Source organism: Streptomyces sp. NPDC021012, from assembly GCF_044333355.1.
GTDB lineage: Bacteria > Actinomycetota > Actinomycetes > Streptomycetales > Streptomycetaceae > Streptomyces.
In genome coordinates, this window is sequence record NZ_JBIRQU010000004.1 from 300,964 (window position 1) to 326,196 (window position 25,233).

25 protein-coding genes are annotated in these 25,233 nt (G+C 73.9%); 13 read left to right on the forward strand and 12 right to left on the reverse strand.

Translation table 11 applies throughout. The features are described from left to right. Window positions 1–66 precede the first annotated feature (66 nt). From ACH4TP_RS15555 to ACH4TP_RS15565, 3 genes are all read left to right on the forward strand, one after another. The gene (locus tag ACH4TP_RS15555; RefSeq protein ID WP_389221711.1) at window positions 67–1,101 is read left to right on the forward strand and encodes a helix-turn-helix domain-containing protein; all 1,035 of its coding nucleotides are present in this window, start codon (window positions 67–69) and stop codon (window positions 1,099–1,101) included. 53 nt (window positions 1,102–1,154) lie between these two features. Next, a complete protein-coding gene (locus tag ACH4TP_RS15560) occupies window positions 1,155–1,604 on the forward strand; it encodes a group III truncated hemoglobin (protein WP_398438135.1) in 450 nt (149 codons plus the stop codon). 122 nt (window positions 1,605–1,726) lie between these two features. Then, window positions 1,727–2,146 (forward strand): VOC family protein, encoded by a 420-nt coding sequence (locus ACH4TP_RS15565; RefSeq protein ID WP_398438137.1) that lies wholly within the window; start codon window positions 1,727–1,729, stop codon window positions 2,144–2,146. A gap of 1 nt (window position 2,147) precedes the next feature. Here ACH4TP_RS15565 and ACH4TP_RS15570 read toward each other — a convergent pair whose 3' ends face one another. The 6 genes from ACH4TP_RS15570 to ACH4TP_RS15595 form a co-directional block, all read right to left on the reverse strand. Next, complete coding sequence (locus tag ACH4TP_RS15570; protein WP_398438139.1) at window positions 2,148–2,909, reverse strand: SDR family NAD(P)-dependent oxidoreductase; 762 nt, start codon at window positions 2,907–2,909, stop codon at window positions 2,148–2,150. Window positions 2,910–2,914: 5 nt separating this feature from the next. Then, window positions 2,915–3,058 carry a hypothetical protein gene (locus ACH4TP_RS15575; protein ID WP_398438141.1) on the reverse strand — a complete coding sequence of 48 codons (144 nt, stop codon included), beginning with the start codon at window positions 3,056–3,058 and terminating at the stop codon, window positions 2,915–2,917. A gap of 97 nt (window positions 3,059–3,155) precedes the next feature. Further along, a complete protein-coding gene (locus tag ACH4TP_RS15580; protein WP_398438142.1) occupies window positions 3,156–3,740 on the reverse strand; it encodes a TetR/AcrR family transcriptional regulator in 585 nt (194 codons plus the stop codon). A gap of 15 nt (window positions 3,741–3,755) precedes the next feature. Next, complete coding sequence (gene nirD / locus ACH4TP_RS15585) at window positions 3,756–4,115, reverse strand: nitrite reductase small subunit NirD (RefSeq protein WP_389221701.1); 360 nt, start codon at window positions 4,113–4,115, stop codon at window positions 3,756–3,758. Continuing rightward, window positions 4,112–6,643 (reverse strand): nitrite reductase large subunit NirB, encoded by a 2,532-nt coding sequence (gene nirB, locus ACH4TP_RS15590; RefSeq protein WP_398438144.1) that lies wholly within the window; start codon window positions 6,641–6,643, stop codon window positions 4,112–4,114. The genes nirD and nirB overlap by 4 nt, the downstream gene beginning before the upstream one ends. Next, complete coding sequence (locus ACH4TP_RS15595; RefSeq protein WP_398438145.1) at window positions 6,640–8,124, reverse strand: NAD(P)/FAD-dependent oxidoreductase; 1,485 nt, start codon at window positions 8,122–8,124, stop codon at window positions 6,640–6,642. Before ACH4TP_RS15595 ends, nirB begins: the two co-directional genes overlap by 4 nt. Window positions 8,125–8,307: 183 nt before the next feature. On the opposite strand from ACH4TP_RS15595, the gene ACH4TP_RS15600 reads away from it, so the two are divergent. The 3 genes from ACH4TP_RS15600 to ACH4TP_RS15610 all read left to right on the forward strand — a co-directional run bounded on the left by ACH4TP_RS15600 (window position 8,308) and on the right by ACH4TP_RS15610 (window position 10,763). After that, a complete protein-coding gene (locus tag ACH4TP_RS15600) occupies window positions 8,308–9,687 on the forward strand; it encodes a ferric reductase-like transmembrane domain-containing protein (RefSeq protein ID WP_398438147.1) in 1,380 nt (459 codons plus the stop codon). A 64-nt stretch (window positions 9,688–9,751) separates the two neighbouring features. Further along, entirely contained in the window at window positions 9,752–9,940 is a 189-nt protein-coding gene (locus ACH4TP_RS15605; protein ID WP_389221693.1) for a hypothetical protein, read from the forward strand. A 37-nt stretch (window positions 9,941–9,977) separates the two neighbouring features. Further along, window positions 9,978–10,763 (forward strand): sulfite exporter TauE/SafE family protein, encoded by a 786-nt coding sequence (locus tag ACH4TP_RS15610; RefSeq protein WP_389221691.1) that lies wholly within the window; start codon window positions 9,978–9,980, stop codon window positions 10,761–10,763. Window positions 10,764–10,767: 4 nt separating this feature from the next. On the opposite strand, the gene ACH4TP_RS15615 is transcribed toward ACH4TP_RS15610, so the two are convergent. The 3 genes from ACH4TP_RS15615 to ACH4TP_RS15625 all read right to left on the reverse strand — a co-directional run bounded on the left by ACH4TP_RS15615 (window position 10,768) and on the right by ACH4TP_RS15625 (window position 13,165). Beyond that, window positions 10,768–11,385 carry a class F sortase gene (locus ACH4TP_RS15615; protein WP_389221689.1) on the reverse strand — a complete coding sequence of 206 codons (618 nt, stop codon included), beginning with the start codon at window positions 11,383–11,385 and terminating at the stop codon, window positions 10,768–10,770. A gap of 96 nt (window positions 11,386–11,481) precedes the next feature. Further along, window positions 11,482–12,051 carry a hypothetical protein gene (locus ACH4TP_RS15620; RefSeq protein ID WP_398438149.1) on the reverse strand — a complete coding sequence of 190 codons (570 nt, stop codon included), beginning with the start codon at window positions 12,049–12,051 and terminating at the stop codon, window positions 11,482–11,484. 352 nt (window positions 12,052–12,403) lie between these two features. After that, window positions 12,404–13,165 (reverse strand): aminotransferase class IV, encoded by a 762-nt coding sequence (locus ACH4TP_RS15625; protein WP_398438151.1) that lies wholly within the window; start codon window positions 13,163–13,165, stop codon window positions 12,404–12,406. A 138-nt stretch (window positions 13,166–13,303) separates the two neighbouring features. Between ACH4TP_RS15625 and cutA the strand changes: the two genes are divergently transcribed. Continuing rightward, on the forward strand, window positions 13,304–14,056 hold the full coding sequence (gene cutA / locus ACH4TP_RS15630; protein WP_389221683.1) for a divalent cation tolerance protein CutA: 753 nt from the start codon (window positions 13,304–13,306) through the stop codon (window positions 14,054–14,056). On the opposite strand, the gene ACH4TP_RS15635 is transcribed toward cutA, so the two are convergent. The 3 genes from ACH4TP_RS15635 to ACH4TP_RS15645 form a co-directional block, all read right to left on the reverse strand. Beyond that, window positions 14,010–16,103, reverse strand: coding sequence for a molybdopterin oxidoreductase family protein (locus ACH4TP_RS15635; protein ID WP_398178402.1), 2,094 nt, complete (start codon window positions 16,101–16,103; stop codon window positions 14,010–14,012). The genes cutA and ACH4TP_RS15635 overlap by 47 nt on opposite strands. A 157-nt stretch (window positions 16,104–16,260) precedes the next feature. After that, entirely contained in the window at window positions 16,261–16,950 is a 690-nt protein-coding gene (locus tag ACH4TP_RS15640; protein WP_398178399.1) for a vancomycin high temperature exclusion protein, read from the reverse strand. A gap of 31 nt (window positions 16,951–16,981) precedes the next feature. Then, window positions 16,982–17,704 (reverse strand): aquaporin, encoded by a 723-nt coding sequence (locus ACH4TP_RS15645; protein WP_398178396.1) that lies wholly within the window; start codon window positions 17,702–17,704, stop codon window positions 16,982–16,984. Between the two features lie 77 nt (window positions 17,705–17,781). Between ACH4TP_RS15645 and ACH4TP_RS15650 the strand changes: the two genes are divergently transcribed. The 6 genes from ACH4TP_RS15650 (at window position 17,782) to ACH4TP_RS15675 (ending at window position 25,233) form a co-directional block, all read left to right on the forward strand. Beyond that, window positions 17,782–18,489, forward strand: coding sequence for a hypothetical protein (locus ACH4TP_RS15650; protein ID WP_398438154.1), 708 nt, complete (start codon window positions 17,782–17,784; stop codon window positions 18,487–18,489). A gap of 89 nt (window positions 18,490–18,578) precedes the next feature. After that, complete coding sequence (locus ACH4TP_RS15655; protein ID WP_398438156.1) at window positions 18,579–19,418, forward strand: sirohydrochlorin chelatase; 840 nt, start codon at window positions 18,579–18,581, stop codon at window positions 19,416–19,418. 35 nt (window positions 19,419–19,453) lie between these two features. Next, complete coding sequence (locus ACH4TP_RS15660; RefSeq protein ID WP_389221671.1) at window positions 19,454–20,773, forward strand: deoxyguanosinetriphosphate triphosphohydrolase; 1,320 nt, start codon at window positions 19,454–19,456, stop codon at window positions 20,771–20,773. A 117-nt stretch (window positions 20,774–20,890) separates the two neighbouring features. Further along, complete coding sequence (locus tag ACH4TP_RS15665) at window positions 20,891–22,150, forward strand: NAD(P)/FAD-dependent oxidoreductase (protein ID WP_398178387.1); 1,260 nt, start codon at window positions 20,891–20,893, stop codon at window positions 22,148–22,150. 29 nt (window positions 22,151–22,179) lie between these two features. Beyond that, window positions 22,180–24,072 (forward strand): DNA primase, encoded by a 1,893-nt coding sequence (dnaG, locus tag ACH4TP_RS15670; RefSeq protein WP_389221667.1) that lies wholly within the window; start codon window positions 22,180–22,182, stop codon window positions 24,070–24,072. Between the two features lie 117 nt (window positions 24,073–24,189). Next, window positions 24,190–25,233, forward strand: coding sequence for an RNA polymerase sigma factor (locus tag ACH4TP_RS15675; protein ID WP_398178384.1), 1,044 nt, complete (start codon window positions 24,190–24,192; stop codon window positions 25,231–25,233).

Below are 25,233 nucleotides of genomic sequence, written 5' to 3' on the forward strand. Positions count from 1 at the left end.
AACGTGCAGTGATGCTGTGCATACTCGACGTCGGGGGTGGTTGCGAGTGCACAGGTGGGGACGTTCATGCTGCGGATTCATTTCACCGGGAACGATTTGGCAGGGGTGCGGACGGCCGCCCGGCCGGACGTTCTGTGGGAAACGATTCTGAGCTTTCACCGCTTAAGAGACCGGCGCGGCCCCGTCGTCTACGGGGAATGGCGCTCGGACGCCCGGATGCGGCTCGGCGGTGAGACCCGCCTCCTCGCCGCCCTCGTTCCCAGCCGCGGCTATTTCCCCGACTTCCTGACGCCCGCGGAAGGCGTCCACGGCATCGACGAGGGCCTCCAGGCCATCCGTGCCACCGAGCCCGACCGGCTGCGCGGCGAACTCTCGCTGCTCGCCGCCGACCGCTCCGGCGGCCGGACCGTGCCCCACTCGCTGCGCGCCCTCGCCGACGGCGGCGCGGAGCCCTTCGACCGGCTCGTGGGGGCGCTCAGGAGCTACCACCGGGCCGCGATCGAGCCGTACTGGCCGCACATCCGGGCCCGCGTCGAGGCCGACCGGGCCCGCCGCGGCCGGGCCCTCCTCGACGGCGGGGCCGAGGAACTCCTCGCCTCGCTGCCGCCGACGCTCCGCTGGCGCGCGCCCGTCCTGGAGGCGGACTACCCGGTCGACCGGGACGTCCACCTCGACGGGCGGGGGCTGCTGCTCCAGCCCTCGTTCTTCTGCCGGGGCACCCCGGTGGTGCTGCGCGACCCCGCGCTGCCACCGGTCCTCGTCTACCCCGTCACCCACGGCGAGGCGCCGACCGTCCGCGCCCCCGGCGGCTCCTCGCTGGCCAAACTGGTCGGCCAGACCCGCTCCGCCGTCCTCCACGCCATCGGCGACGGCGGCACGACCAGCGAACTGGCCCGCAGGGCCGGCGTGTCCCTGGCTTCCGCCAGCCAGCACGCCGGTGTCCTCCGCGAGGCCGGCCTCATCGCGACCCTCCGCCACGGCAACGCGGTCCTGCACACCCTGACCCCGCTGGGCGCCGCCCTGCTCGGCGGCGCACAGCGGCAGATGGACCTGCGGTGCTACACGGGTAGATACGCGGGGAAGGGCCCCGTCACCTCGTAGCCGACGCCGATGCCGATGCCGACGCCGAGGTCGGACGGGGGACACTGGAGGACATGCCCGCCACCCCCGACCTCGGCGACCGCCGCGACCTCGACGTGCTGCTGCGCCGGTTCTACGGAGCCGCCTTCGCGGACCCGCTGATCGGGCCCTTCTTCACGGAGGTCGCCGGTACGGACCTGGAGGCGCACCTGCCGGGCGTCACCGACTTCTGGGAGCGGGCCCTCTTCCGTACGGCCGGATACGGGCGGGACGCCTTCGCCCCGCACGCCGTGCTCCACGCCGCTCGGCCGCTCACCGCCGCGCACTTCGGCCGCTGGGTGCAGCTGTGGCGTGCGAGCGTCGACGGGTTGCACCGGGGGCCGACAGCGGAGCGGGCCAAGGCGCAGGGGGAGCGCATCGCGCTCGGGATGCTGCGGCGGCTGGCCGGGGCGGGGGCGGCGACCGGGGGGACGGGCGGGGGGTTCGTCCCGCTGGCGGCGCTCGAACTGCGCTCGGGCGGCTGAGCGAAAAGAATCCTCGGGAGAACGATGAGTTCCGAGGGGCGGGCGTGTCTTACCTCTCGACAGCACCGGACGAGCACCGGACGAGCACCGGACGAGCACCGGACGAGAGAGACGAGAGCGCCATGGCCTCGCAGATGATCTTCGTGAACCTGCCCGTGAAGGACGTCGACGCCAGCAAGGCCTTCTTCGAGAAGCTGGGCTACTCCTCGAACCCGCAGTTCAGCGACGAGACCACGGCCTGTGTGGTCATCAGCGACACGATCTTCGCGATGCTCCTCGAAGAGCCCAAGTTCAAGTCCTTCATGGCCCCCGGCAAGGAGATCTCCGACGCGACCAGGGCCACCGAGGTCCTGGTCACGCTGAGCGCGGAGAGCCGGGAGGAGTGCGACCGGCTCGCCGACGCCGCCCTCGCCGCCGGCGGCACCCCGGCGAAGGAGCCGCTGGAGATGGGCTTCATGTACGGCCGCTCCTTCACCGACCTGGACGGCCACCACTGGGAGGTCTTCTGGATGGACCCGGCGGCCGTCCAGGGTCAGGGCTGAGTCAGGCCGACACGCCGCCGTCGACCACCAGGTCCGTGCCGACGGCGGAGCCCGCGTCGTCCGACGCGAGGTACAGCACCGCCGCCGCCACCTCGGCCGCCGACGAGATGCGGCCGAGGGGCGACTGCTCCTTCATCCGGACCTCCCGCTCGGCCTCGGTCTCGCCGGGCCGGAGCGACATCGCGGACTCCGAGGCGCCGGGGCTGACCGCGTTGATCCGGATCCCGTCGGCGATGTGGTCCAGGGCCGCCGCCCGGGTCATCGCCGAGACCGCCGCCTTGGAGACCTGGTAGCCGAAGACCCCGGGGATCCGGACGTGCGGGCCCAGGTTGGACGCGATGTTCACGATGGCCCCGCCGCCGTTCGCCCGCATGTGCGCGACCTCGGCCTGGAGGGCATGCAGCACCCCCGTCACGTTGATGTCGAGCAGCGTCCGCCAGTCCTCCAGGGGGAAGTCGGCGGCGCTGTGGCCGCCCCGGAAGACCCCCGCGTTGTTCACGGCGACGTCCAGGCCGCCGAACAGCTCGACCGTGCGCCGGACCAGCTCCCGGGTGGACCCGGCGCTCGCCACGTCGGCGGTCACCGCGGCGGCCGTGCCCCCGGCGGCCTCGATCAGGGCGACCGTCCCCTCCAGGGGCTCCGCCGTACGGCCGGCGGCGACGACCTTCGCGCCCTCGGCGGCGAAGGCGAGCGCGATGGCCCGGCCGAGACCGGAACCGGCGCCGGTGACGAGGACGGTGCGGTCGGTGAAGCGTGCGGACATGGTGGTCAGGCCTTTCGGTGGAGGAGCGTGGCGGTGGCGAGGGCGGTGAACAGGACGGCCGCGGCCGCCAGGGACACCGCGTCCCCGCCGAGGGTCAGCAGGGCGGCGAAGAGCACGGTCGGCCCGAGCTCCATCGCCGTGGTCGTCACCGTGTCATCGCCATCCCCGTCCCTCTGAACTTGACCGTACGTTCCAGAATTAATGCCGAAGAAAGGGCGCCCCGTGGGCGCCCGCTCCTCGGTCTTCTCAGTCCAGCAGTGCCAGGGCCTGCTCCGCCGCGTCCGTGACCCTGCCCGGGTCGCTCGACGCCTTGCCGACCACCCGGATGCCCTGGAGCAGCACGAGCAGCATCCGGGCGAGCGCGCGCGGGTCCCGGTCGGCCGGGAGCTCGCCCCCGGCGCGGGCCCGGGTGAGCGCCCCGTACAGGAGGGTCTCGATCTGCTCCCAGCTCAGCTCGACCCGGCGGGCGACCGCCGTGTCGTGCGGGCCCAGTTCCGCCGCCGAGTTGGTGACGAAGCAGCCGTTCAGCCGCTCCCCGTCCGTCGACGCCTCGGCGGCGAAGCGGCGGACGAGCGCCCGCACGGCCGGCAGCGCCGGGCCCGGCGTGGACAGCTCCTCGACGATCCGCGGGTCGCGGGTCTCCAGGTAGCGGTCCATCGCCTTCAGGTACAGCTCGTGCTTGTTGCCGAAGGTCGCGTAGATGCTGGCGCGGCCGATGCCGAGGTGCTCCACGAGGTCCGACATCGCCGTCGCCTCGTAGCCGCGCGCCCAGAACAGTTCGAGCGCTGCCTGGAGCGCGGCCTCCGGATCGAATTCCTTGGTCCTGGCCACGGGAAGACCGTACGGCTATCTGGAACGCTCGGTCAAGTAACTTCGGGTCGTGCGGACCGGATAGACCGTCACCGCGACCTCCTCGTCGTCCAGGCACCGGCCCGTCTCCAGGTCGAAGCGCTGCTTCAGGAGCGGCGAGGCCACGAACGGCCGCCCGTCGGCCGAGCCGACGAGCCCCCGGGACAGCACCTGCGCCCCCGTGAACGGATCGCGGTTGTCGATCGCGTACGCGCGGCCCGAGCGGTCCCGGAAGACCGCCGCCTGCCGGCCGTCCGGAAGCAGGGCCGCCACGCCCCGGCCGGGCGTGAGCCGGGCCTCCTCGCAGACCGCCATCCAGGTGTCCGGGGACGGGGACAGTTCGAGCGTCGTCGTCATCGGGAGGTGGCCCCTTCCAGGTTTCCGATCGTCAGGATCGTGAGGTCCGGCTTGATCTGGTCGCGCTCCGGCACGAACCGGACCGAGGGGTCCGGCGCCCCCGGCGCGTTCACGAAGGAGACGAAGCGCCGCAGCCGCTCCGGGTCGTCCAGGGTCTCGGCCCACTCGTCCCGGTAGCCGGCGACGTGCGCGGCCATCAGTGCCTCCAGCTCCTCGCAGAGCCCGAGCGAGTCGTGCACCACCACGTCCTTGAGGTGGCCGAGCCCGCCCTCAAGCCGCTCCAGCCAGGTCGACGTCCGCTCGAGGCGGTCCGCCGTCCGGATGTAGAACATCAGGAACCGGTCGATGAGGCGCACCAGTTCGGCATCCGAGAGGTCCTGGGCGAGGAGGTCCGCGTGGCGCGGAGTCGCGCCGCCGTTGCCGCCGACGTACAGGTTCCAGCCGTTCGCCGTCGCGATGATCCCGAAGTCCTTCGACTGGGCCTCCGCGCACTCGCGGGCACAGCCCGAGACCGCCGACTTCAGCTTGTGCGGGGCGCGCAGGCCCCGGTAGCGCAGCTCCAGCCGGATCGCCATCCGCACCGAGTCCTGGACTCCGTACCGGCACCAGGTCTGCCCCACGCAGGACTTCACGGTGCGCAGCGCCTTGCCGTACGCGTGCCCCGACTCGAAGCCCGCGTCGACGAGCCGCGTCCAGATCGAGGGCAGCTGGTCCACCCGGGCGCCGAACAGGTCGATCCGCTGACCGCCGGTGATCTTCGTGTAGAGCCCGAAGTCCCGGGCCACCTCGCCGATCACGATCAGCTTGTCCGGGGTGATCTCGCCGCCGGGGATGCGCGGCACCACCGAATAGGAGCCGTTGCGCTGCATGTTGGCGAGGAAGTGGTCGTTGGTGTCCTGGAGGGAGGCCTGCTCGCCGTCCAGGATGTAGCCGCCGATGCCGAGTGCCGGGGCGAGGGAGGCCAGGATGGAGCCGACGGTCGGCTTGCACACCTCGCAGCCCTCGCCGCCCCGCGCCTCCTCACGGCCGTGCGAGTCGAGCAGTGCGGCGAAGGAGGTCAGCCGCAGGGTGCGGGCGATCTCGTACAGCTCGCTCCGGGTGTACGAGAAGCAGCCGCACAGCCCCCCGCCGGCGGCGGCCGGCAGCAGCTTCTCGATCGTCTTCACGCAACTGCCGCAGCCCGTACCGGCCTTGGTGCACTTCTTCACCTCGGGGAGGCTCGCGCACTGGCCGATCGCGTGCTTCGTCACGTTGTGGCAGGAGCAGATGACGGCGTCGTCCGGCAGGGCGGACGGGCCGAGCGCGACCGGCGCGCCGGCGCCCGCCGGGAGCACCAGCCGCTCGGGGGAGACGGGGGGCACGGAGCCGGTGAGCGGGCGGAGCAGTCCGTACTGCTCGGCGTCGCCGACCAGGACACCGCCGAGGAGCACCCCGTCACCGGAGACCACCAGCTTCTTGTAGACGCCCGAACGGGAGTCGGAGTACACGACGTCGAGGGAGCCCTCGGCCGTCCCGTGCGCGTCGCCGAAGGAGGCCACGTCCACGCCGAGGAGCTTCAGCTTGGTCGACATGTCGGCGCCGGTGAAGCCGCCGACCGCCTCTCCGGCGATCGTCGCCGCCGCCGTCTGCGCCATCTCGTAGCCCGGCGCGACCAGGCCGTACACCCGGCCGTCCGAGGCCAGCGCGCACTCGCCGATCGCGAGGACCGCCGGGTCGGACGTACGGCACAGCTCGTCCACCGCGATGCCGCCGCGCTCGCCGACGGTGAGGCCGCAGTCGCGGGCCAGCTGGTCCCGGGGGCGTACGCCCGCCGAGAAGACGACCATGTCCGCGGCCAGTTCGGAGCCGTCCGACAGCTTCATGCCCGTCACGGCGCCGTCCGCCGTCACGACCTCCTGCGTGCCCGTCCCCGTGTGGACGGTCAGACCCATCTTCTCGATCGTGCGGAGCAGGGCCGCGCCGCCGCCCTCGTCGACCTGCACCGGCATCAGGCGCGGCGCGAACTCCACCACGTGCGTGTCGAGCCCGAGGCCCTTCAGCGCGCCCGCCGCCTCCAGACCGAGCAGCCCGCCGCCGACGACCGCGCCCGTCCTCGCCGTCTTCGCGTACTCCTCGATCGCGAGGAGGTCCTCGATCGTCCGGTAGACGAAACAGCCCTCGGCGTCCTTGCCGGGGACGGGCGGCACGAAGGGGTACGAGCCGGTGGCGAGGACGAGCGTGTCGTACGCGACGACCCGCCCGGAGCGGGCGGTCACCGTCCGGGCCGCGCGGTCGATCGTCTCGGCCGGGTCGTTCGTGTACAGCTCGATGCCGTGCTTCTCCATGAAGCCGTCCTCGACCACCGACAGGTCGTCGGGCGTCTTCCCGGAGAAGTACGAGGTCAGCTGGACGCGGTCGTAGGCCGGGCGCGGCTCCTCGCAGAGGACCACGATCCTGGCCCGCCCCGTGACGCCACGGTCGGCGAGCGCCTCCAGGAACCGCTGCCCGACCATTCCGTGGCCGACCAGGACGATGGTGGGGGTGGTCATGAGGAGCCTCCGTCGTGGGTGAGCAGGTGGAGCAGGGGGGCCTCGTCGGGCAGGGCCTCGTCGCCCTCCCAGGCCCTTGCGAGCGCGCCGACCGCCGCCAGGTCGCCCAGCAGCACACCCCCGACGAGCCGGTCCCCCCGCACGACGACCTTCCGGTACGCCGCGCGCGTGGCGTCGGTGAGCTGGACGACGTCGTCCCCGGGTTCCGGCGTGACCTGGCCGAACGCGGCGAGGTCGAGGGGGTGGGGGCCGCCGAGGGTGAGGCGGGTGAGGGCGCGGGTGCCGGTGTAGCGGGCTGTGGGCGCGGCTTCCGCCGCTGTGGGCAATCGTTCCTCCCCCAGACTCCGTCCGGGAGGTGCCCCCTGGGCGGAACGGGTGGGTACAGCGGACGGCGCCCCTGCCGGCGCCAGAGGCTCCCGGGCCTGGACCCGCACCCCCTGTGCGTCGTCGCCGGTGGTGCGGGTCAGGGCGCGGAACGCGGAGGCGCCGCTAGGGGCGCCGTCCCGTGTGCCCACCCGTCCCTCCCCCGAGGACTTCGTCCAGGGGGGACCCCCGCTGCGGGACGATCGCCCACACGGGGTGGGGGTGGGCGTCTCGTTCAGCAGCAGGTCCGCCAGGACGTCCGCCTGTTCCAGGGCGGGGCCGGCGAGGCCGTAGACGTGGCCCGCGTGTTCCGCGCAGTCGCCGATCGCGTGGATGGACGGGTCGGACGTCCGCAGCTCGTCGTCGACGACGATGCCCGCGGCGACGGAGAGGCCGGCCGAGCGGGCCAGGGAGACGCGGGGGCGGACGCCGCAGGCGAGGACCACGACCTGGGCGTCGAGGACGTAGCCGTCGGCGAGTTCGACGGCGGTGACGGTGCCGTCCCGCTGCCGCAGGCCGCTGACGCGGCACTCGGTGTGGACCTCGACGCCGAGGGACTCGACGTGCGAGCGCAGCAGCGCCGAGGCGTGGGAGTCGAGCTGGCGCTCCATCAGGCGCTCGCCCTGCTGGGTCAGGACCACGTCCGCGCCCAGCGCCGCGAGGGCCCGCGCGGCCGAGACGCCGAGGAGGCCGCCGCCGATGACGACGGCCCGCACCCCGGGCCGTACCAGCGCGCGCAGCGCCAGGCAGTCGTCCAGGGTGCGGAAGGGGTGGACCCCGGCAGGGAGCACCGCCCCGCGCAGTCCGCGCAGCGGCGGGAGCACCGGGTTGGAGCCGGTGGCCAGGACCAGCCGGTCGTACGCGACGAGCGAGCCGTCCGCGCACTCGACCGTGCGGGCCGCGCGGTCGATCCGTACGGCCCGGACCCCGAGCCGTACCGGCTCCCGGGGCGCGGGCAGGGCGATGACCTCGGGGGCGTACCGTCCGGCGAGGACGTCGGCGAGCAGCACCCTGTTGTAGGGGGCGTGCGGTTCCTCGCCGAGGAGGGTGACCGGCAGGCGCTGGGCGAGCCGGGCGCCCGCCGTTCCGCCCCCGACCACCACGATCCGTGTACTCATGGAAGGAAGGGTGCGAGGCCGGTGTTACCCGTCGGCATCCCGGCTGTTTCCCGTGCGGAACGCTGATCTCCGACCGGTGCGGCGACCGCTGTGAGGCCCGCCGGGTTAACGCGCGGTCAGTCTCGGCTCAAGGCCGCCTTAAGCACGCCGTTTCCGTATACGGGCCGCCCTAGGGTGCCGGACGTGACCACCGAGGCCAGCCCCAGCCACCCCCTCTCCAGCCACCCCCTCCCCACCCCTCCGCTCCCCGCCCCTCTGCGGCTCGCCCCCGAACGGCTGCGGAACGCGATCGCCGCCGGTGCCGGGGCCGTCGCCCTCCTGTGGGGCGTCCAGGCCCGGCCCTCCGCCCGCCTCGACGCGTTCTTCGCGACCGGCGCCCACCTCACCGGCCTCCTCGCCGGGTACGGCGTCCTCGTCCTGCTGCTGCTCATGGCCCGCGTCCCGGCCGTCGAGCACGGCGTCGGCGCCGACCGGCTCGCCCGCTGGCACGCCCTCGGCGGGCGCCACGTCCTCGGTCTGATCGGCGCCCACGCGCTCCTCGCCCTCTGCGGCTACGCCGTGCACACCCGTACGGACCTGGTCACCGCCACCGGGGACCTCCTCGCGTACGGGGCGATCGCCGCCGCCACCGCGGGCACCGGCCTCTTCGTCGCCGTCGGCGTCACCTCCGCCCGGGCCGTCCGCCGCCGCGTCCGCCACGAGACCTGGCGGGCCGTCCACCTCGGCGCCCTCCTCGCCGCCGCGCTCGGCTTCGTCCACCAGCTCGCCGGACCCGACCTCGCCGGCGGTCTCCTCACCCGCTGGCTCTGGTCGATGGCCCACGGCACCGTCGCCGTCCTCCTCCTCTGGTACCGGCTCGTCGTCCCCGTCCGCGCCGCCCTCCGCCACGGACTGCGGGTCGCCGAGGTCCGCGACGAGGGCCCCGGGGTCGTCTCCGTCCTCGTCCGCGGCAGGGGAGTGGCGCTGCTTCACGCCGAGCCCGGCCAGTTCTTCCGCTGGCGCTTCCTCCGGCGCGGCCTCTGGGCGACCGCCCTGCCGTTCTCGCTCTCCGCGCCCGTCCGCGACGACACCCTGCGGATCACCGTGAAGGCGCTCGGCGACCACACCCGGCGCATCCGCCGCCTCCGCCCCGGCGTCCGCGTCCTCGCCTCGGGCCCCTTCGGCGCGCTCACCGCGCACCGCCGCACCCGCCGCAAGGTCCTGCTGCTCGCCGGCGGGGTCGGTATCACCCCGCTGCGCGCCCTCTTCGAGACCCTGCCCGGCGGGCCCGGCGACGTGACCCTCCTCCACCGGGCCTCCGACGCCACCGGCCTCGTCCTGCGCGCCGAACTGGAGGCCATCGCCCGCGAACGCCAGGCCGCCCTGCACTTCCTGCTCGGCCCCTCGGACGGCGCCTTCGACCCCCTCGCGCCCCGCGCGCTGCGCCGGCTCGTGCCCGACATCGCCGCCCACGACGTGTACCTGTGCGGACCGCCCGCGATGGCCCGCGCCGCGACCGCCTCCCTGCTCCGGGCCGGGGTGCCGGCCTCCCGTATCCACAGCGAGGACTTCGACCATGCCTAGACCCCTGGACGCTGCGAGGACTTCGACCATGCCCAGACCCCTGGACACCGCGAGGACTTCGACCATGCCCAGACACCGCGCGCCCCGCACCGGCGTGGAGTTCGCGCGGCGGCGCCTCGCCGCCGCGCTCCTCGGCACCGGGGCGCTCGCCGCGACGCTGCTCACCGCCGTCGTGACCCCGGCGGCCCCGCCCGCCCCCGACCGGGAAGCGGGCGCGGCAAGCTCAGAGCTTGCTCAACGATCAGACGATTGATGGACGGGGCAACGATCTCGTCCCTAGGCTCACGGCCATGCCCGACATCTCGCTGACCACCCTCGTCCTGCTCTGCCTCGCCTCGCTCGTGGCGGGGTGGATCGACGCCGTGGTGGGCGGCGGCGGGCTGCTCCAGCTGCCCGCCCTGCTGCTCGGGCTGCCCCACGTACCGACCGCGCACATCCTCGGCACGAACAAGGCCGTCTCGATCGTGGGCACCACGGGGGCCGCCGTCACCTACCTCCGCAAGGCGCCCGTGCGGGTGGGGACGGCGGTGCGGATCGGGCTCGCGGCCCTCGCCGGCTCCATGGGCGGCGCGTTCTTCGCGGCCGGGATCAGCAGCGACGTCCTGCGCCCGGTGATCATGGTGGTGCTGCTCGCGGTCGCGGCCTTCGTGATGCTGCGGCCGTCCTTCGGCGTGAAGGCCGAGGGGGAGGAGCGGGCGCCGCTGACCCGGGCGCGGATCGTGACCGCGATCGTGGTCGTCGGCGGCGGGATCGGCTTCTACGACGGCCTGTTCGGGCCGGGCACCGGGACCTTCCTCGTCCTCGCGCTGACCGCCGTGCTCCATCTGGACCTGGTGACGGCCTCCGCCACCGCGAAGATCGTGAACGTCTGCACCAACGCGGGCGCGCTCGCCATGTTCGCGTACCAGGGCAGCGTGTACTGGCAGCTCGCGGCCGTCATGGCCGTCTTCAACCTGGCCGGCGGGATGCTCGGGGCGCGCATGGCGCTGAGCAAGGGAGCCGAGTTCGTCCGCGGGGTGCTGCTCGTGGTGGTGCTCTCGCTGGTCGCGAAGCTCGCCTTCGACCAGTGGGCCTGAGGCGTCACCTCACCCCGATGAGGTGGCCGAAGGCGACCACGTTCCCCTGGTAGCCGTTCTTCTTCGAGAAGCCGCCGCCGCAGGTGATCACCCGGATCTCGGCCCGGTCGGCCTCGTCGTACACCTTCCGGTCCGGGAAGTGCTTGCTGTCGTACACCTCGATCGCGTCGACCGTGAACACGGCCGTCCGCCCGTCCTGCCGGTCCACCTCGATCCGGTGGCCCTTCTTGAGGGCGCCGAGTGTGTAGAAGACGGCGGGCCCGTCGGCGTTGTCGACGTGGCCCGCGACGATCGCGGTGCCCTTGGCGCCGGGCGTCGTCCCGTCCCCGTACCAGCCGGCCAGGTTCCGGTCCGCGGCCGGCGGCACGTCGAGCGCGCCGTCCGCCGTGAGGCCGAGGCGCGTCATCGGGGTGTCCACGTCGGTCTCGGGGATGCGCAGCCGGACCGGCGGCGAGGGCGGCAGCGGGTCGGCGGCGGCGTCGGTGTGCACGCTCGGCCCGGCGGCGAAGGCCTGCGCGGCCGACGGCACGGGCGGGGTGACGTTCTGCGAGCCGTTCTGGACGAGCCAGAGCCCGGCGCACGCGGCCGCGGCTATGCCCCAGCCCTTGCTCTTGTTGCTCACCTGGACTCCCCGGTCCCTCGGTCGCTTCGTGGGGTGTGGCCCTGCCCCCGCCGGGCCGTGTGCGGGCGCGCGGCGGGGGCAGGACAGGCGGTGGTCTCAGTGGCCCCGCGCGCCGCTCGCCCGGCGACGCAGGACCAGGACACCGCCGACGGCAGCCGCGGCCAGCACCGCCGCGCCCGCCGTGACCTGGGCGGTGTCGGGGCCGACGCTGCCTCCGACACCGGTCTGGACGTGGCCGCTGGGACCCCGGTGCTTGACGGTCAGGTCGCCCCGGGCCGTCTTGCCGTTGTCGCAGGCCACGCTGATCCAGTAGGAACCGGCCTTGACGTGCTCCGGCACGGTGAACTGCCCGACCACCACTTCCTTGTGCGTGCTCGGGTTCAGCTGGAACTCGCCCGCGCCGAGCGAGTTCGCGTCCCCGACGCCGTGCCCGTGCTTGCCGCAGGCGAGCGTGCTCACGGTGACGGTCTCGCCCGGGGACGCGGACGACGGGAAGATCTCCAGCGCTTCGCGGCTCCCGCCCGACTCGTGGTTCCCGCTCGATTCGTGGCTCTCGTTGTTCCACTCGCCGGGGTCGTTGCTCGCGTACGCCGCGGGGGCGGCGAACGCCCCGATCGCGGCGACCGCCAGCGCGGTACCGGTGAACAGTCGGGCAAGGGTGCGCATGGGGGGCCTCCGGGGCGCGCGAGCGGTCATGCCGGCCGGTCCTCCCGGGAGGGACGTCCCGGAGCCGGACCTTCTGAGACCGAGATAAGAGCCGCACCGCGCACTCCGCCTCCTGATGGGGCATCAGGATTGCTCCGTCCGATACGGCGCGCCCCCTGGATTTCCGGCATTCCCGCAGGTCAGAGCGGTTCACGGCCCGTCAGCTGACGGGCCGTGCCGAACGGGTGAGCGTCGGGGGCGACCGGGGCCACCCGATCCCGGTCAGCCCGCCGATCGAGGCCATGGCCACTGCTGCGCCCCCGCCGCCGCCCCGGTCGCGACCCTCCCGTCGATCCCCCCGGTCCCGCTCGGTCTAGAGCCTGTCCCACTCCACGGAGTCGTATGCCGAGTGCACCCGCCCCATCAGCTCCCCGTCCACCGCGAACGCCACCTCGTCGATCGCCGTCACGGGCGCGATCGTCCGGGAGTTGGACACGAACGCGGCCCGGTAGCCCGCCAGGTCGGCCACGCCGACCGGGCGGCGGACCGACTCCAGGCGCGGTTCCAGGAGGGCCATGGTGACGCCGTGGAGGCAGGGCGCCGACGGCCAGACCAGCGAAGTGCCGTCCCAGAAGGCGATGTTGGTGGCCGCGCCCTCGGAGATCTCGCCGTACGGGGAGGTCAACAGGGCCTCGTCGTAGCCGGCCCGACGGGCCGCCTCGCCGTGGAAGCGCTGGCCGAAGCCGCCCAGGTGCTTGATGTGCGGCGCGGGCCGCCAGTAGTCGACGGTCGTCAGGCGCTGCGGGGCGCCGGGGCCGTCGGGCGCCGGGTCGGCGACGGTCACGACGGTGCGGACGCCGGGGTACACGTACACCCGGACCGAGGCGTCCCGCCGCCCGGCGTTCGCGAGGGCCCCGGCGACGAGCCCGCGCACCCGCCCGCCGTCCAGCTTCCGGTCGAAGAGCTCGCGGGTGGAGCGGTCGAGCCGGTCGAGGTGCAGGGCCAGGCCCTTCACGCGCCCGTCCCGTACCTGCATCGCCGTGAAGTGGCCGTATCCGCTCAGGAGGGCGGCGAGGAGCTCCGGATCGGTCGCCGGGACGCCGTCGATCTCGGTGTGCGGGGAAGGTGCCGTCATGCCCTCACCGTACGGCGCACCGGAAGGCGCGTGACCGGGCACGTACGCGCTCCGGACCAGGCGTGATCCGTACCGTTCCCTCCTCGTCGCCGCCTACGCCCGGCTGCACGCCGCCCAGTTCGCCCGTACGGTGGAGACGTGATCGTCACCGTCCGCACCACCACCGACGCCCGCGCCAAGGCCGACGCCCTGGCGCGCGGCGCCGTCGAGGCGCGGCTCGTCGCCTGCGCGCAGATCAACGGGCCCGTGACCTCCGTCTACCACTGGCAGGGCGCGATCGAGACCACCGAGGAGTGGGAGGTGGTGTTCAAGACCACCGAGGCCCACTACCAGGCCCTGGAGACGTACCTCCTCTCCGCCCACGACTACGAGACGCCCGAGATCCTCGCCACCCGCGTGACCCGCGTGAGCGAGGAGTACGCCCGCTGGGTCGAGCGGGAGACCACGGCGGCGCGGCTGATCGAGACCCCGGCCCACGAGGAGCGGCCGTTCTTCGTGTACGGGACGCTGCGCCCGGGCGCGTACAACCACGACCGGTTCCTCGCCGGCCGGATCGGCACCGAGGCGGACGCCGTGCTGCACGGGGCGGTCCTGCACGACGGGCCCGGCTATCCGTACGTCGTCCCGGCGCACGAGGGCCGGGTGGTCGGCACCCTGCTCACGCCCTCGCCCGGCGACTACAGCGACCTGTTCGGGCTGCTCGACCGCCTGGAGCTGCCCGTCGGGTACGAGCGGGTCGCGATGGACGTCGAACGGGTACGGGACGGGGCGCGGGTGTCCGCGTGGGTGTTCCTGGCGGCCCCGGACGCGCCCCTCGGCCCGGTCATCGAGAGCGGCGACTGGTTCAGGAAGGACGAGCGACCGGTTCCAGGCGGACCGCGCACACCTTGAACTCGGGCATCCGCGAGACCGGGTCGAGCGCCGGGTTCACCAGCGTGTTCGCCCGCCCCTCCCCGTACCAGTGGAACGGCATGAAGACGGTGTCCGGGCGGATCGACGCCGTGATCCGGGCCGGGGCGACGGCCCGCCCGCGCCGCGAGACCACCGCGACCCGCTCGCCCTCGGCGACCCCGAGCCGCTCGGCGAGCCGGGGGTGGAGCTCCACGAAGGGGCCCGGGGCGGCGGCGTTCAGCTCGTCGACCCGGCGGGTCTGCGCCCCCGACTGGTACTGGGACACGACCCGGCCGGTCGTCAGGACCACCGGGTAGTCGGCGTCCGTCTCCTCGGCCGCCGCCCGGTGCACCACCGGCACGAACCGGGCCCGCCCGTCGGCCGTCGCGAACCGGTCGAGGAACAGCCGGGGCGTGCCCGGGTGCTCCGGCTCGGGGCAGGGCCAGAAGACGCCCTGCTCCTCCTCGATCCGCCGGTAGCTGATGCCCGCGTAGTCGGCGGGCCCGCCCGCCGAGGCGCGGCGCAGCTCCTCGAAGACCTCCTCCGGGTCGGTCGGGAAGCCCTTCTCCCGGCCGAGCAGCCCGGCGAGCCCGTGCAGCACCTCCAGGTCGCTGCGGACGCCCGCCGGAGGGGTGAGGGCGCGGCGGCGCAGCAGCACCCGCCCCTCCAGATTGGTCATGGTCCCCGTCTCCTCCGCCCACTGGGTCACCGGCAGGACGACGTCGGCGAGCTCGGCGGTCTCGGAGAGCACCACGTCGGCGACGGCGAGGAAGTCGAGCGAGCGGAGGCGCCCTTCGACGTGCGCGGCGCGCGGCGCGGAGACCACCGGGTTGGATCCCATGAGCAGCAGCGCCCTCACCTCGCCGCCGAGCGCGTCGAGGAGCTCGTACGCGCTCCGCCCGGGCCCCGGCAGGGACTCCGGGGCGACGCCCCACACGCCGGCCACGTGCGCGCGTGCGGCGGGGTCGTCGAGCTTGCGGTAGCCGGGCAGCTGGTCGGCCTTCTGGCCGTGCTCGCGGCCGCCCTGGCCGTTCCCCTGGCCGGTGAGGCAGCCGTAGCCGTTCAGCGGCCGGCCGGCCCGGCCGGTGGCGAGGCACAGGTTGATCCAGGCGCCGACGGTGTCGGTGCCCTTGGACTGCTGCTCGGGCCCGCGCGCGGTCAGCACCATGGCGTTCTCGGCCTCGCAGAACAGCGCGACGGCCGCGCGGAGCTCGGGCACGGACACGCCGGTGATCCGCTCGACCTGCTCGGGCCAGTGGGACATGGCCCCGGCGCGGGCGCCCTCCCAGCCGGTGGTGCGCGCGGCGACGAACTCCTCGTCGACGCGCCCCTCGGCGACGACGAGGTGCAGCATCCCGAGGGCGAGCGCGAGGTCGGTGCCGGGGCGCGGCGCGAGGTGCAGATCGGCCTGCTCGGCGGTGCGGGTGCGGCGCGGGTCGACGACGATCAGCTTCCCACCGTTCTCCTTCAGCTCGGTGAGGTGGCGGAGGGCGGGCGGCATGGTCTCGGCGAGGTTGGAGCCGACGAGGATCACGCAGCCGGTCCTCGGGACGTCCTCCAGGGGGAAGGGGAGTCCCCGGTCGAGGCCGAAGGCCCGCTGGTGCGCGGCGGCGGCGGAGGACATGCAGAAGCGCCCGTTGTAGTCGATCTGCGAGGTGCCGAGCACGACCCGGGCGAACTTGCCGAGCGCGTACGCCTTCTCGTTGGTGAGGCCGCCGCCGCCGAAGACCCCCACGGCGTCGGGGCCGTGGTCGGCGCGGGTCCGGCGCAGCCCGTCGGCGACGGCGGCGAGCGCCTCCTCCCAGGAGGCGGGTTCCAGGGCCCCCGTGTCAGGGCGTCGGACCAGGGGCCCGGTGAGCCTGACCCGGGAGGAGAGCACGGCGGGGGCGGTACGGCCCTTGCCGCACAGGGCACCCCGGTTGACGGGGAAGTCGGACCGCTCGACCACCTCGGCGGGCAGCTCCGGGGTGCCGGTGGGGCGGAGCGACATGCCGCACTGCAGGGCGCAGTAGGGGCAGTGGGTGGGGACGGCGGCGGAGTCGGACATGGCGCCAGCGTGCGTCCGGAGTGTTACGGAGGGCGGCGCGGCGTATTACGGGCGGGGTGCGGGGCGCTCCGCGGGGCGGTCCGTGTCGGGTGAGGCCGGGGCCCGGCCGGTGGGCCGTGCCGGGTGAGGCCGGTTCTCGGGTCGCAGCCGGACGCCTTCAGCGCGTCCCGGCGGCCGACGAGAGCGCCTTCGCGACCCCCTTCTCCTCCGGTCCCAGAAAGTGCGGATCGGGGCGCAGTCCGGCGTCGAGGGCGGCCTTGCCCGCCGCGAAGAGCTCGCGGGTGGTGCCGTAGTACCAGGTGCGGTCGTGGGGCTCGGGGACCCCGACCCCGTACGAGTCGACCCCCGCGCGGTCGCAGAGCGCGACGGCCCGCTTGATGTGGAAGTCCTGGGTGACGAGGACGGCCCGGTCGACGCCGAAGACCTTCCGGGCGCGGACGCAGGAGTCCCAGGTGTCGAAGCCCGCGTAGTCGCTGACGATCCGGCCGTCCGGCACCCCGCGCGCGGTGAGGTAGGCGCGCATGGCGCTCGGTTCGTCGTAGGAGGTCCGGCTGTTGTCGCCGGTGACGAGGAGGACCCGGACCTTGCCCGTGCGGTACAGCTCGGCGGCGGCGTCGAGCCGGTGCGCGAGGTACGGGGTCGGACGCCCCCTCCAGAGGCCCGCGCCGAAGACGACGGCGACGTCCCGGGCGGGTACGTCGGCGGTGGTACGGAGCTTCCCGGCGGCCGCGGTCTGCATCCAGGTCGCCGGGGCGAGCGCGAGGACGGCGCCCAGCATCACGGCCTGGACGGTACGGCGGCGGGCCCGGGTGGTGCGGGGGATCAGCCGGGTGAGCCGTGCCGGCATGCGGGAACCTCCGTGGTTCGGTGGCGTTCTGTCACCCCGTCCGACGCGCCTCGCCGGCGTTCGGTTCACCGGGAGCCCGGCTTGTTCCGTACAACACACCCGCGAGGCCCATCCCGAGCAGCATCCCGAGCAGCTGCGCGGCGGCGAAGGCGGGCACGGACGCGGGGGCGATGCCGGTGAACGAGTCGGAGAGGGAGCGGCCGAGGGTGGCCGCCGGATTGGCGAAGGCCCCGGAGGAGGTGAACCAGATCGCCGCGCCGACGTACGCCGCGACGGCGACCGGGGCGAGGCCGGGGCGGCCGATGCGGCGCAGCCCCTGCACGACGAGGACGAGCCCGGCGGTGGCGACGGCCTCCCCGAGGAGCAGGTGCGGGTCCGCGCGCGGCCCGGTGGGCCAGGAGCCGGGAGCCCGCCCGAACATCGCCTCGGCGAGCAGGGCGCCGGCCACGGCCCCGGCGAGCTGGGCGGCGATGTAGACGGGGACGTCGCGTCCCTTGCCCTCGTGCCGCCGGGACCACCACTCGGAGAGCGTCACGACGGGGTTGAGGTGGGCGCCGGAGAGCGGGCCGATCAGGGCGATGAGCAGCCCGAGGCCGAGGGCGGAGGCGGCGGCGTTGGCGAGCAGCCGGACGCCGATGTCCTGGCTGAGGGAGTCGGCGCGGATGCCGGAGCCGACGACGACGGCGACGAGCGCGGCGGTGCCGACGAACTCGGCTGCGGCGCGCCGGGGGAGCGCGGGCGGGGACATTCTCATACCGGAAAAGATATTCCGTGATTCGGAAGGAAAAAAGAGGGGAGGGAAGGGGCGAGGTCCTCGTACGATCCGCTGTCATGATCACTGACGACGAGGTCCTCGGGGACGCCGTCCGCAACAACGCCGACTGGTGCCAGACGATGTGCCGCGCCCACGGGCTCACCGGCACCTTCGGCCCCCGCGCCTGGACCAGCTCCGTCCGCACACCGCTCTACTACCCGGAGGCGGTGACGCTGACGGAGGACGCGGCGGCGAAGGACGTCCTGGACGGCATCGACCGCACGATCCCCTGGACCTCGGTCAAGGACAGCTACGCGCGCCTCGACCTGGAGCCGGAAGGCTTCCGGCTCCTCTTCGAGGCCCAGTGGATCGCCCGCCCCGCCGGCCTCCCCCCCGCCCCCGCCGCCACCGGCGACTGGCGCCCGGTCCGCAGCCCGGAGGAACTCGACGCCTGGGCCCTCGCCTGGAGTGGGGGCGACGCCGGGGACGCGATGCTCTTCCGCCCGGAACTCCTCGCCGACCCGGCCACGACGATCCTCGCGGGCCACGGGGACGACGGCCGGCTCCTCGGCGGGGCGGTCCTCACCACGAGCCCCCGCGTCACCGGCGTCTCCAACCTCTTCGCCACTCCCGGCACGGACCCGTCCCTCGCCTGGGCGGGCGTCCTCGCCTCCGCCCCCGCGGACCGTCCGGTCGTCGGCTACGAATCGGGCGACGACCTGCCCCCCGCCCTCGCCGCCGGTTTCGGGACGATCGGCCCCCTCCGGGTCTGGACGACCGGCTGACACCACGGGGGCGGAGCCCGTGAGGTCACGGAAAACAGCCGTGACCCCCGCGCAACGGGCAGGCAACGTGCTCCGTCCAGGATCGGTCCATGACGGACCCGGACAGCACGTTCGACAGCGCCGCCGGGCTGCTCGGCAGGATCACCGAGCAGCTCGGGACCCGGCTCAGCCACCTCCCCCGCCCGGGGACGCGCCCACCCGTGCACGCCCCCGTCCTCGTCGCCGTGGGCCACGGCAGCCGCGACCCCCGTGCCCGCGCCACCCTGGGCCGCCTCCTCGGCCGCGTCCGCGAGCTCCGCCCCGGCCTCGACGTCCGCCTCGCGCACGTGGAGCTGAACGAACCGCTCCTCGAAGACGTGCTCACGGAGCTCGTCGGGGAAGGGCGGGACGCGATCCTCGCCCCCCTGCTCCTGGCCCCCGGCCACCACGTCACCCACGACCTGCCCGCCGCCGCCCGCCGCGCGGGCGCACGGGTCCGCGTCGCCGAACCCCTCGGCTCCCACCCCCTCCTCGTCGAGGCCCTCGCCGAGCGCCTCGCGGAGGCCGGCTGGACCCCGGCCGGAGGAGACGGCGTCGTCCTCGCCTCCGCCGGCTCCCGGGACCCGAGGTCCGGCGCCGAGATCCGGAAGATCGCCGTACTCCTCGGCGAGCGCCTGGGCGGCGTCCCCGTCGTCCCGGCGTACGCCTCCGCCGCCGCGCCCACCGTCCCCGAGGCGGTCCGGGCGCTCGCCGCCCGGGGGCGCCACCGGGTCGCCGTCGCCTCCTGCTTCACCGCCCCGGGACTCTTCGCGGCCCGCGCCGCCGCCCACGCCCCCTGGCTCGCCTCCGCACCGCTCGGCGCCCACCCGGCCCTCGCCCGCCTGGTCCTGCACCGCTACGACCAGGCCAGGACCGCCACCCGTCCCCTGAGGGAACTCGCGGCCATGTGACCGTTTCTGTCGGTCCCTCCGGTTACCTTCGAGGCATGGAAGGCATCGAGGACACCAGGAACACCACGGGCGCCGAAGACACCACGGGCTACGACTCCGCCGCGACCGAGCGCTGGGCCGCCGAGCCCGACAAACGCCCCGGGCGCACCGCCTTCCAGCGGGACCGCGCCCGCGTGCTGCACTCCGCCGCGCTCCGCAGGCTCGCCGGCAAGACGCAGGTCGTCACGCCCGGGACGCGCAGCCACGCCTGGGACGCCAGCCCCCGCACCCGGCTCACCCACTCCCTGGAGTGCGCCCAGGTCGGCCGGGAGCTCGGCGCCGCCCTCGGCTGCGACCCCGACCTCGTCGAGGCGGCCTGCCTCTCCCACGACATGGGCCACCCGCCGTTCGGGCACAACGGCGAGCAGGCGCTCAACGACGTCGCCAAGGACTGCGGCGGCTTCGAGGGGAACGCCCAGTCCCTCCGGCTCCTCACCCGCATCGAGCCCAAGCGCTTCGTCCAGGACCAGGAGGGGGAGCTCGTCAGCGTCGGACTGAACCTCACCCGCGCCGCGCTCGACGCCGCCACCAAGTACCCCTGGCCGCGCGGCGGTCACCCCGAGGACCCCGGCTCGTCCAAGTTCGGCGTGTACGAGGACGACCTGCCCGTCTTCGAGTGGATCCGGCAGGGCGCCCCCGCCCACCGCAAGTGCTTCGAGGCCCAGGTCATGGACTGGTCCGACGACGTGGCCTACTCGGTCCACGACTTCGAGGACGGACTCCACGCCGGGCACATCGACCCCAACATGCTGTACGCCGAGCCCGAGCGCGCCGACGTCTTCGCCGTCGCCATCGGCCGCTACGTACCGGAGGACACCGACCCGCAGGAGCTCGCCGAGGCCCTGGACCGGCTCGTCGACCAGGACTGGTGGCCGCACGGCTACGACGGCTCGGCCGTCGCGCAGGCCCGCCTCAAGGACGCCACCAGCCAGCTCATCGGCCGCTTCTGCCTCGCCGCCGAGAGCGCCACCCGACTGGCGTACGGCCCCGGCCGCCTCACGCGGTACGGCGCCGAACTCGTCGTCCCCCGCACCACCCGCAACGAGTGCGCGGTCCTCAAGGCCGTCGCCGACCGGTACGTGATGCAGCGCGCCGAGCAGGAGGCCCTCCGCGCCGACCAGCGCGTCGTCGTCTCCGAGCTCGCCGAGGCCCTCGTCGCCCGCGCCCCCGACGGCCTCGAACCGCAGTTCCGGGCCGCGTTCGACCGCGCCCCCGACGACCGGGCCCGCAAGCGCGTCATCGTCGACCAGATCGCCGGCCTCACGGACGCCTCCGCCCGCGCCCTCCACGCCCGGCTGCGCGCCCGCTCCGCGTAGGGCCTCTTCCGTCACCTCCCTCCGTACGGGACCCTCGCAGGCACGGCCCGGGGAGGTACGACGGGACGAACGCCCGGGGGCGTAGGTTGGAACCGGTCGCAACGAGGAGGAAACGACGTGGTCGACGCAGATCAGACCTTTGTCATCGTCGGCGGGGGCCTGGCAGGGGCCAAAGCGGCGGAGACCCTGCGCGCCGAGGGGTACAACGGCCGGGTGATCCTCATCGGCGACGAACGCGACCACCCGTACGAGCGCCCACCGCTCTCCAAGGGCTACCTCACGGGCGCCAAGGAGCGCGACAGCGTCTTCGTCCACGAGGCCGCCTGGTACGCGGCGAACGACATCGAGCTCCGCCTCGGCCAGTCCGTCACCGCCATCGACCGCGAGGCCCGCACCGTCCGCCTCGGCGACGGCACCCTCATCCGCTACGACAAGCTGCTCCTCGCCACCGGCGCCGAGCCGCGCCGCCTCGACGTCCCCGGCACCGAGCTCGCCGGCGTCCACCACCTGCGCCGGCTCGCCCACGCCGACCGGCTCCGCCAGGTCCTCGCCGGCCTCGGCCGGGACAACGGTCACCTGGTGATCGCCGGCGGCGGCTGGATCGGCCTGGAGGTCGCCGCCGCCGCCCGCGGCTACGGCGCCGAGGTCACCGTCGTCGAGGCCGACCCCACCCCGCTGTACCGGGTCCTCGGCCCCGAGCTCGGCCAGCTCTTCGCCGACCTGCACACCGACCACGGCGTCCGCTTCCACTTCGGCGCCCGGCTGACCGAGATCGTCGGCCAGGACGGCATGGTCCTCGCCGTCCGCACCGACGACGGCGAGGAGCACCCGGCGCACGCCGTGCTCGCCGCGATCGGCGCCGCGCCCCGCACCGCCCTCGCCGAGAACTCCGGGCTCGCCCTCGTCGACCGGGCCGACGGCGGCGGCATCGCCGTCGACGAGTCCCTGCGCACCTCCGACCCGGACATCTACGCCGCCGGGGACGTGGCCGCCGCCCACCACCCGCTGCTGCACACCCGGCTCCGCGTCGAGCACTGGGCCAACGCCCTCAACGGCGGCCCGGCCGCCGCCCGCGCCATGCTCGGGCAGCGCGTCTCCTACGACCGCGTGCCCTACTTCTTCACCGACCAGTACGACCTCGGCATGGAGTACTCCGGCTGGGCGCCGCCCGGCTCGTACGACCAGGTCGTCGTCCGCGGCGACACCGGCAAGCGCGAGTTCATCGCCTTCTGGCTCAAGGAGGGCCGCGTCCTCGCCGGCATGAACGTGAATGTGTGGGACGTCACAGAACCGATCCAGGCCCTCATCCGCGCCCGTACGACCGTGGCCACAGAAGCCCTCGCCGACCCCTCCGTACCCCTGGAGAGCCTGATCTGATCGCCCCCGGACCCCCGTAGACTTCACGCGTGGCAGGCAGGATCAACGATGACGACGTGAAGGCGGTACGGGACGCGGTCCCGATCGATGCCGTCGTGTCCGAGTACCTCCAGCTGCGCAACGCGGGCGGCGGGAACCTCAAGGGCCTCTGCCCCTTCCACGACGAGAAGTCGCCCTCCTTCCAGGTCAGCCCCAGCAAGGGACTCTTCCACTGCTTCGGCTGCCAGGAAGGCGGCGACACCATCGCCTTCGTGATGAAGATCGACCACCTCTCCTTCTCGGAGACGGTCGAGCGCCTCGCCGCGAAGGCGGGCATCACCCTGCGGTACGAGGAAGGCGGCTACAACCCCGGCCACCAGCGCGGGGAACGCATCCGGCTGATCGAGGCCCACAAGATCGCCGCCCAGTACTACGCCGACCAACTCGGCTCCGCCGAGGCCGAGATCGGCCGGAAGTTCCTCGCCGAGCGCGGCTTCGACCAGGCCGCCGCCGAGCACTTCGGCGTCGGCTACTCCCCGGCCGGCTGGGACCACCTCACCCGCTTCCTGCGCGGCAAGGGCTTCTCCGACAAGGAGCTGATCCTCTCCGGCCTCTCCCAGGACGGCCGCCGCGGCCCCATCGACCGCTTCCGCGGCCGCCTCATGTGGCCGATCAAGGACGTCGGCGGCGAGATCGTCGGCTTCGGCGCGCGCAAGCTCCGCGACGACGACAACGGACCCAAGTACCTCAACACCCCCGAGACGCCGATCTACAAGAAGTCCCAGGTGCTCTACGGCATCGACCTGGCCAAGAAGGACATCGCCAAGGTCAGCCGGGCCGTCGTCGTCGAGGGCTACACCGACGTCATGGCCTGCCACCTGGCCGGCGTCACCACCGCCATCGCCACCTGCGGCACCGCCTTCGGCGGCGACCACATCAAGATCCTCCGCCGGCTCCTCATGGACAACGGCTCGGCCCGCGTCATCTTCACCTTCGACGGCGACGCCGCCGGCCAGAAGGCCGCCCTGCGCGCCTTCGAGGACGACCAGAAGTTCGCCGCCGAGACGTACATCGCGATCGCGCCCGACGGCATGGACCCCTGCGAACTCCGGCTCGCCAAGGGCGACGAGGCCGTCGCCGAGCTCGTCCAGCCCCGCACCCCGCTCTTCGAGTTCGCCCTCCGCCAGATCGTGACCCGCTACGACCTGGAGACCCCGGCGGGCCGCGCCGCCGCGCTCGACGAGGCCGCGCCGATCGTCGCGAAGATCAAGAACATCGCCTCCCAGCACGAGGTCGCCGTCCAGCTCGCCGGGATGCTCGGCATCCTCGACACCCAGTTCGTCGTCCGCCGGGTCGCCCAGATCGCCCGCTGGCAGCGGCAGGGCGGCGAGCGCGGCCCCGGCCGGCCGCAGCAGCCCCAGCGGACGTACGACACCCCCGCCCCGGCCGCCGCCCCCTCGGGTCCCGCGCTCAACCTGCGCAGCCCCGCGCACCGCACCGAGCGGGAGCTCCTCAAGCTCGCCCTCCAGCGGCCCGAGCTGGTCTCCCCGGCCTTCGACGCGTACGGGACCGACGAGTTCACCGCCCCGCCGTACGCGGCCGTGCGGCAGTGCGTCATGGACGCGGGCGGCGCCACCGGAGCCCCCTCCGACTACCTCGACGCCGTCCGCGAGGCCGCCCCCAACGACTCGGTCCGCGCCCTCGTCACCGAACTCGCCGTCGAGACGATCTTCGCCAAGACCGTCGACGAGGCCTACGCCGGCGACCAGCTCGTCACCGTCCGCCTCCGCGCCGTCGACCGCCGCATCCGCGACGTCCAGGGCACCCTGGCCCGGCTCGGCGCGAACGGCGACCCCGAGCAGCTCGCCGCCGTGCAGAACGAGCTGTGGGTCCTCACCCAGTACGGGCAGTCCCTCCGGAACAACGGCGCCGCGGCCCTCTGACGCACGTTCGGTCACGGGGCGGTCTCAAAAAGTCACCGCACGCCCCTCGTGGCGGCGATGTGTCGTACCCCACACTGGGTGACGGTGTCGTTCCGCCCCTCCTGGAGGTCGCCCACCGTGCAGACCGAGATCCAGACCACCGAACCGGACGAGCAGGCCGAACTCCCCGAGATCGCCGGGACATCCGAGGTCCCCGAGGTCCCCGAGATCCCGCCCCAGCGCCGCCGCACCGGCGACCCCGGCGGCAACGGGCCCTCCTCCGACCTCTTCCGCCAGTACCTGCGCGAGATCGGCCGCATCCCGCTGCTCAGCGCCGAGGAGGAGGTCGAACTCGCCCGCCGTGTCGAGGCGGGGCTCTTCGCCGAGGAGAAACTCGCCAACACCCCTGATCTGGACACCCGGTTGGCGGGCGATCTGGACCGGCTCGTCGTCCTCGGCCGGATCGCCAAGCGCAAGCTCATCGAGGCCAACCTCCGCCTCGTCGTCTCCGTCGCCAAACGGTACGTGGGCCGCGGCCTCACCATGCTCGACCTCGTCCAGGAGGGGAACCTCGGCCTCATCAGGGCCGTCGAGAAGTTCGACTACGCGCGCGGCTACAAGTTCTCCACGTACGCCACCTGGTGGATCCGCCAGGCCATGTCCCGGGCCCTCGCCGACCAGGCCCGGACCATCCGCGTCCCCGTGCACGTCGTCGAACTCATCAACCGGGTCATCCGCGTCCAGCGCCGGATGCTCCAGGAGCGCGGCTACGAGCCCACCGCCGAGGAGGTCGCCGCCCAGCTGGACCTGGCCCCCGAGCGGGTCGGCGAGGTCCTCCGCCTCGCCCAGGAACCCGTCTCGCTGCACGCGCCCGTCGGCGAGGAGGAGGACGTCGCCCTCGGCGACCTCATCGAGGACGGCGACGCCGCCTCCCCCGTGGAGTCCGCCGCCTTCCTGCTGCTCCGCCGCCACCTGGAGGACGTCCTGTCCACCCTCGGCGAGCGCGAGCGGAAGGTCGTCCAGCTCCGCTACGGGCTGGACGACGGAAGGCCCCGCACCCTGGAGGAGATAGGACGCATCTTCGGCGTGACGCGCGAACGCATCCGCCAGATCGAGTCCAAGACCCTCACCAAGCTGCGGGACCATGCCTACGCGGACCAGCTGCGCGGCTACCTCGACTAG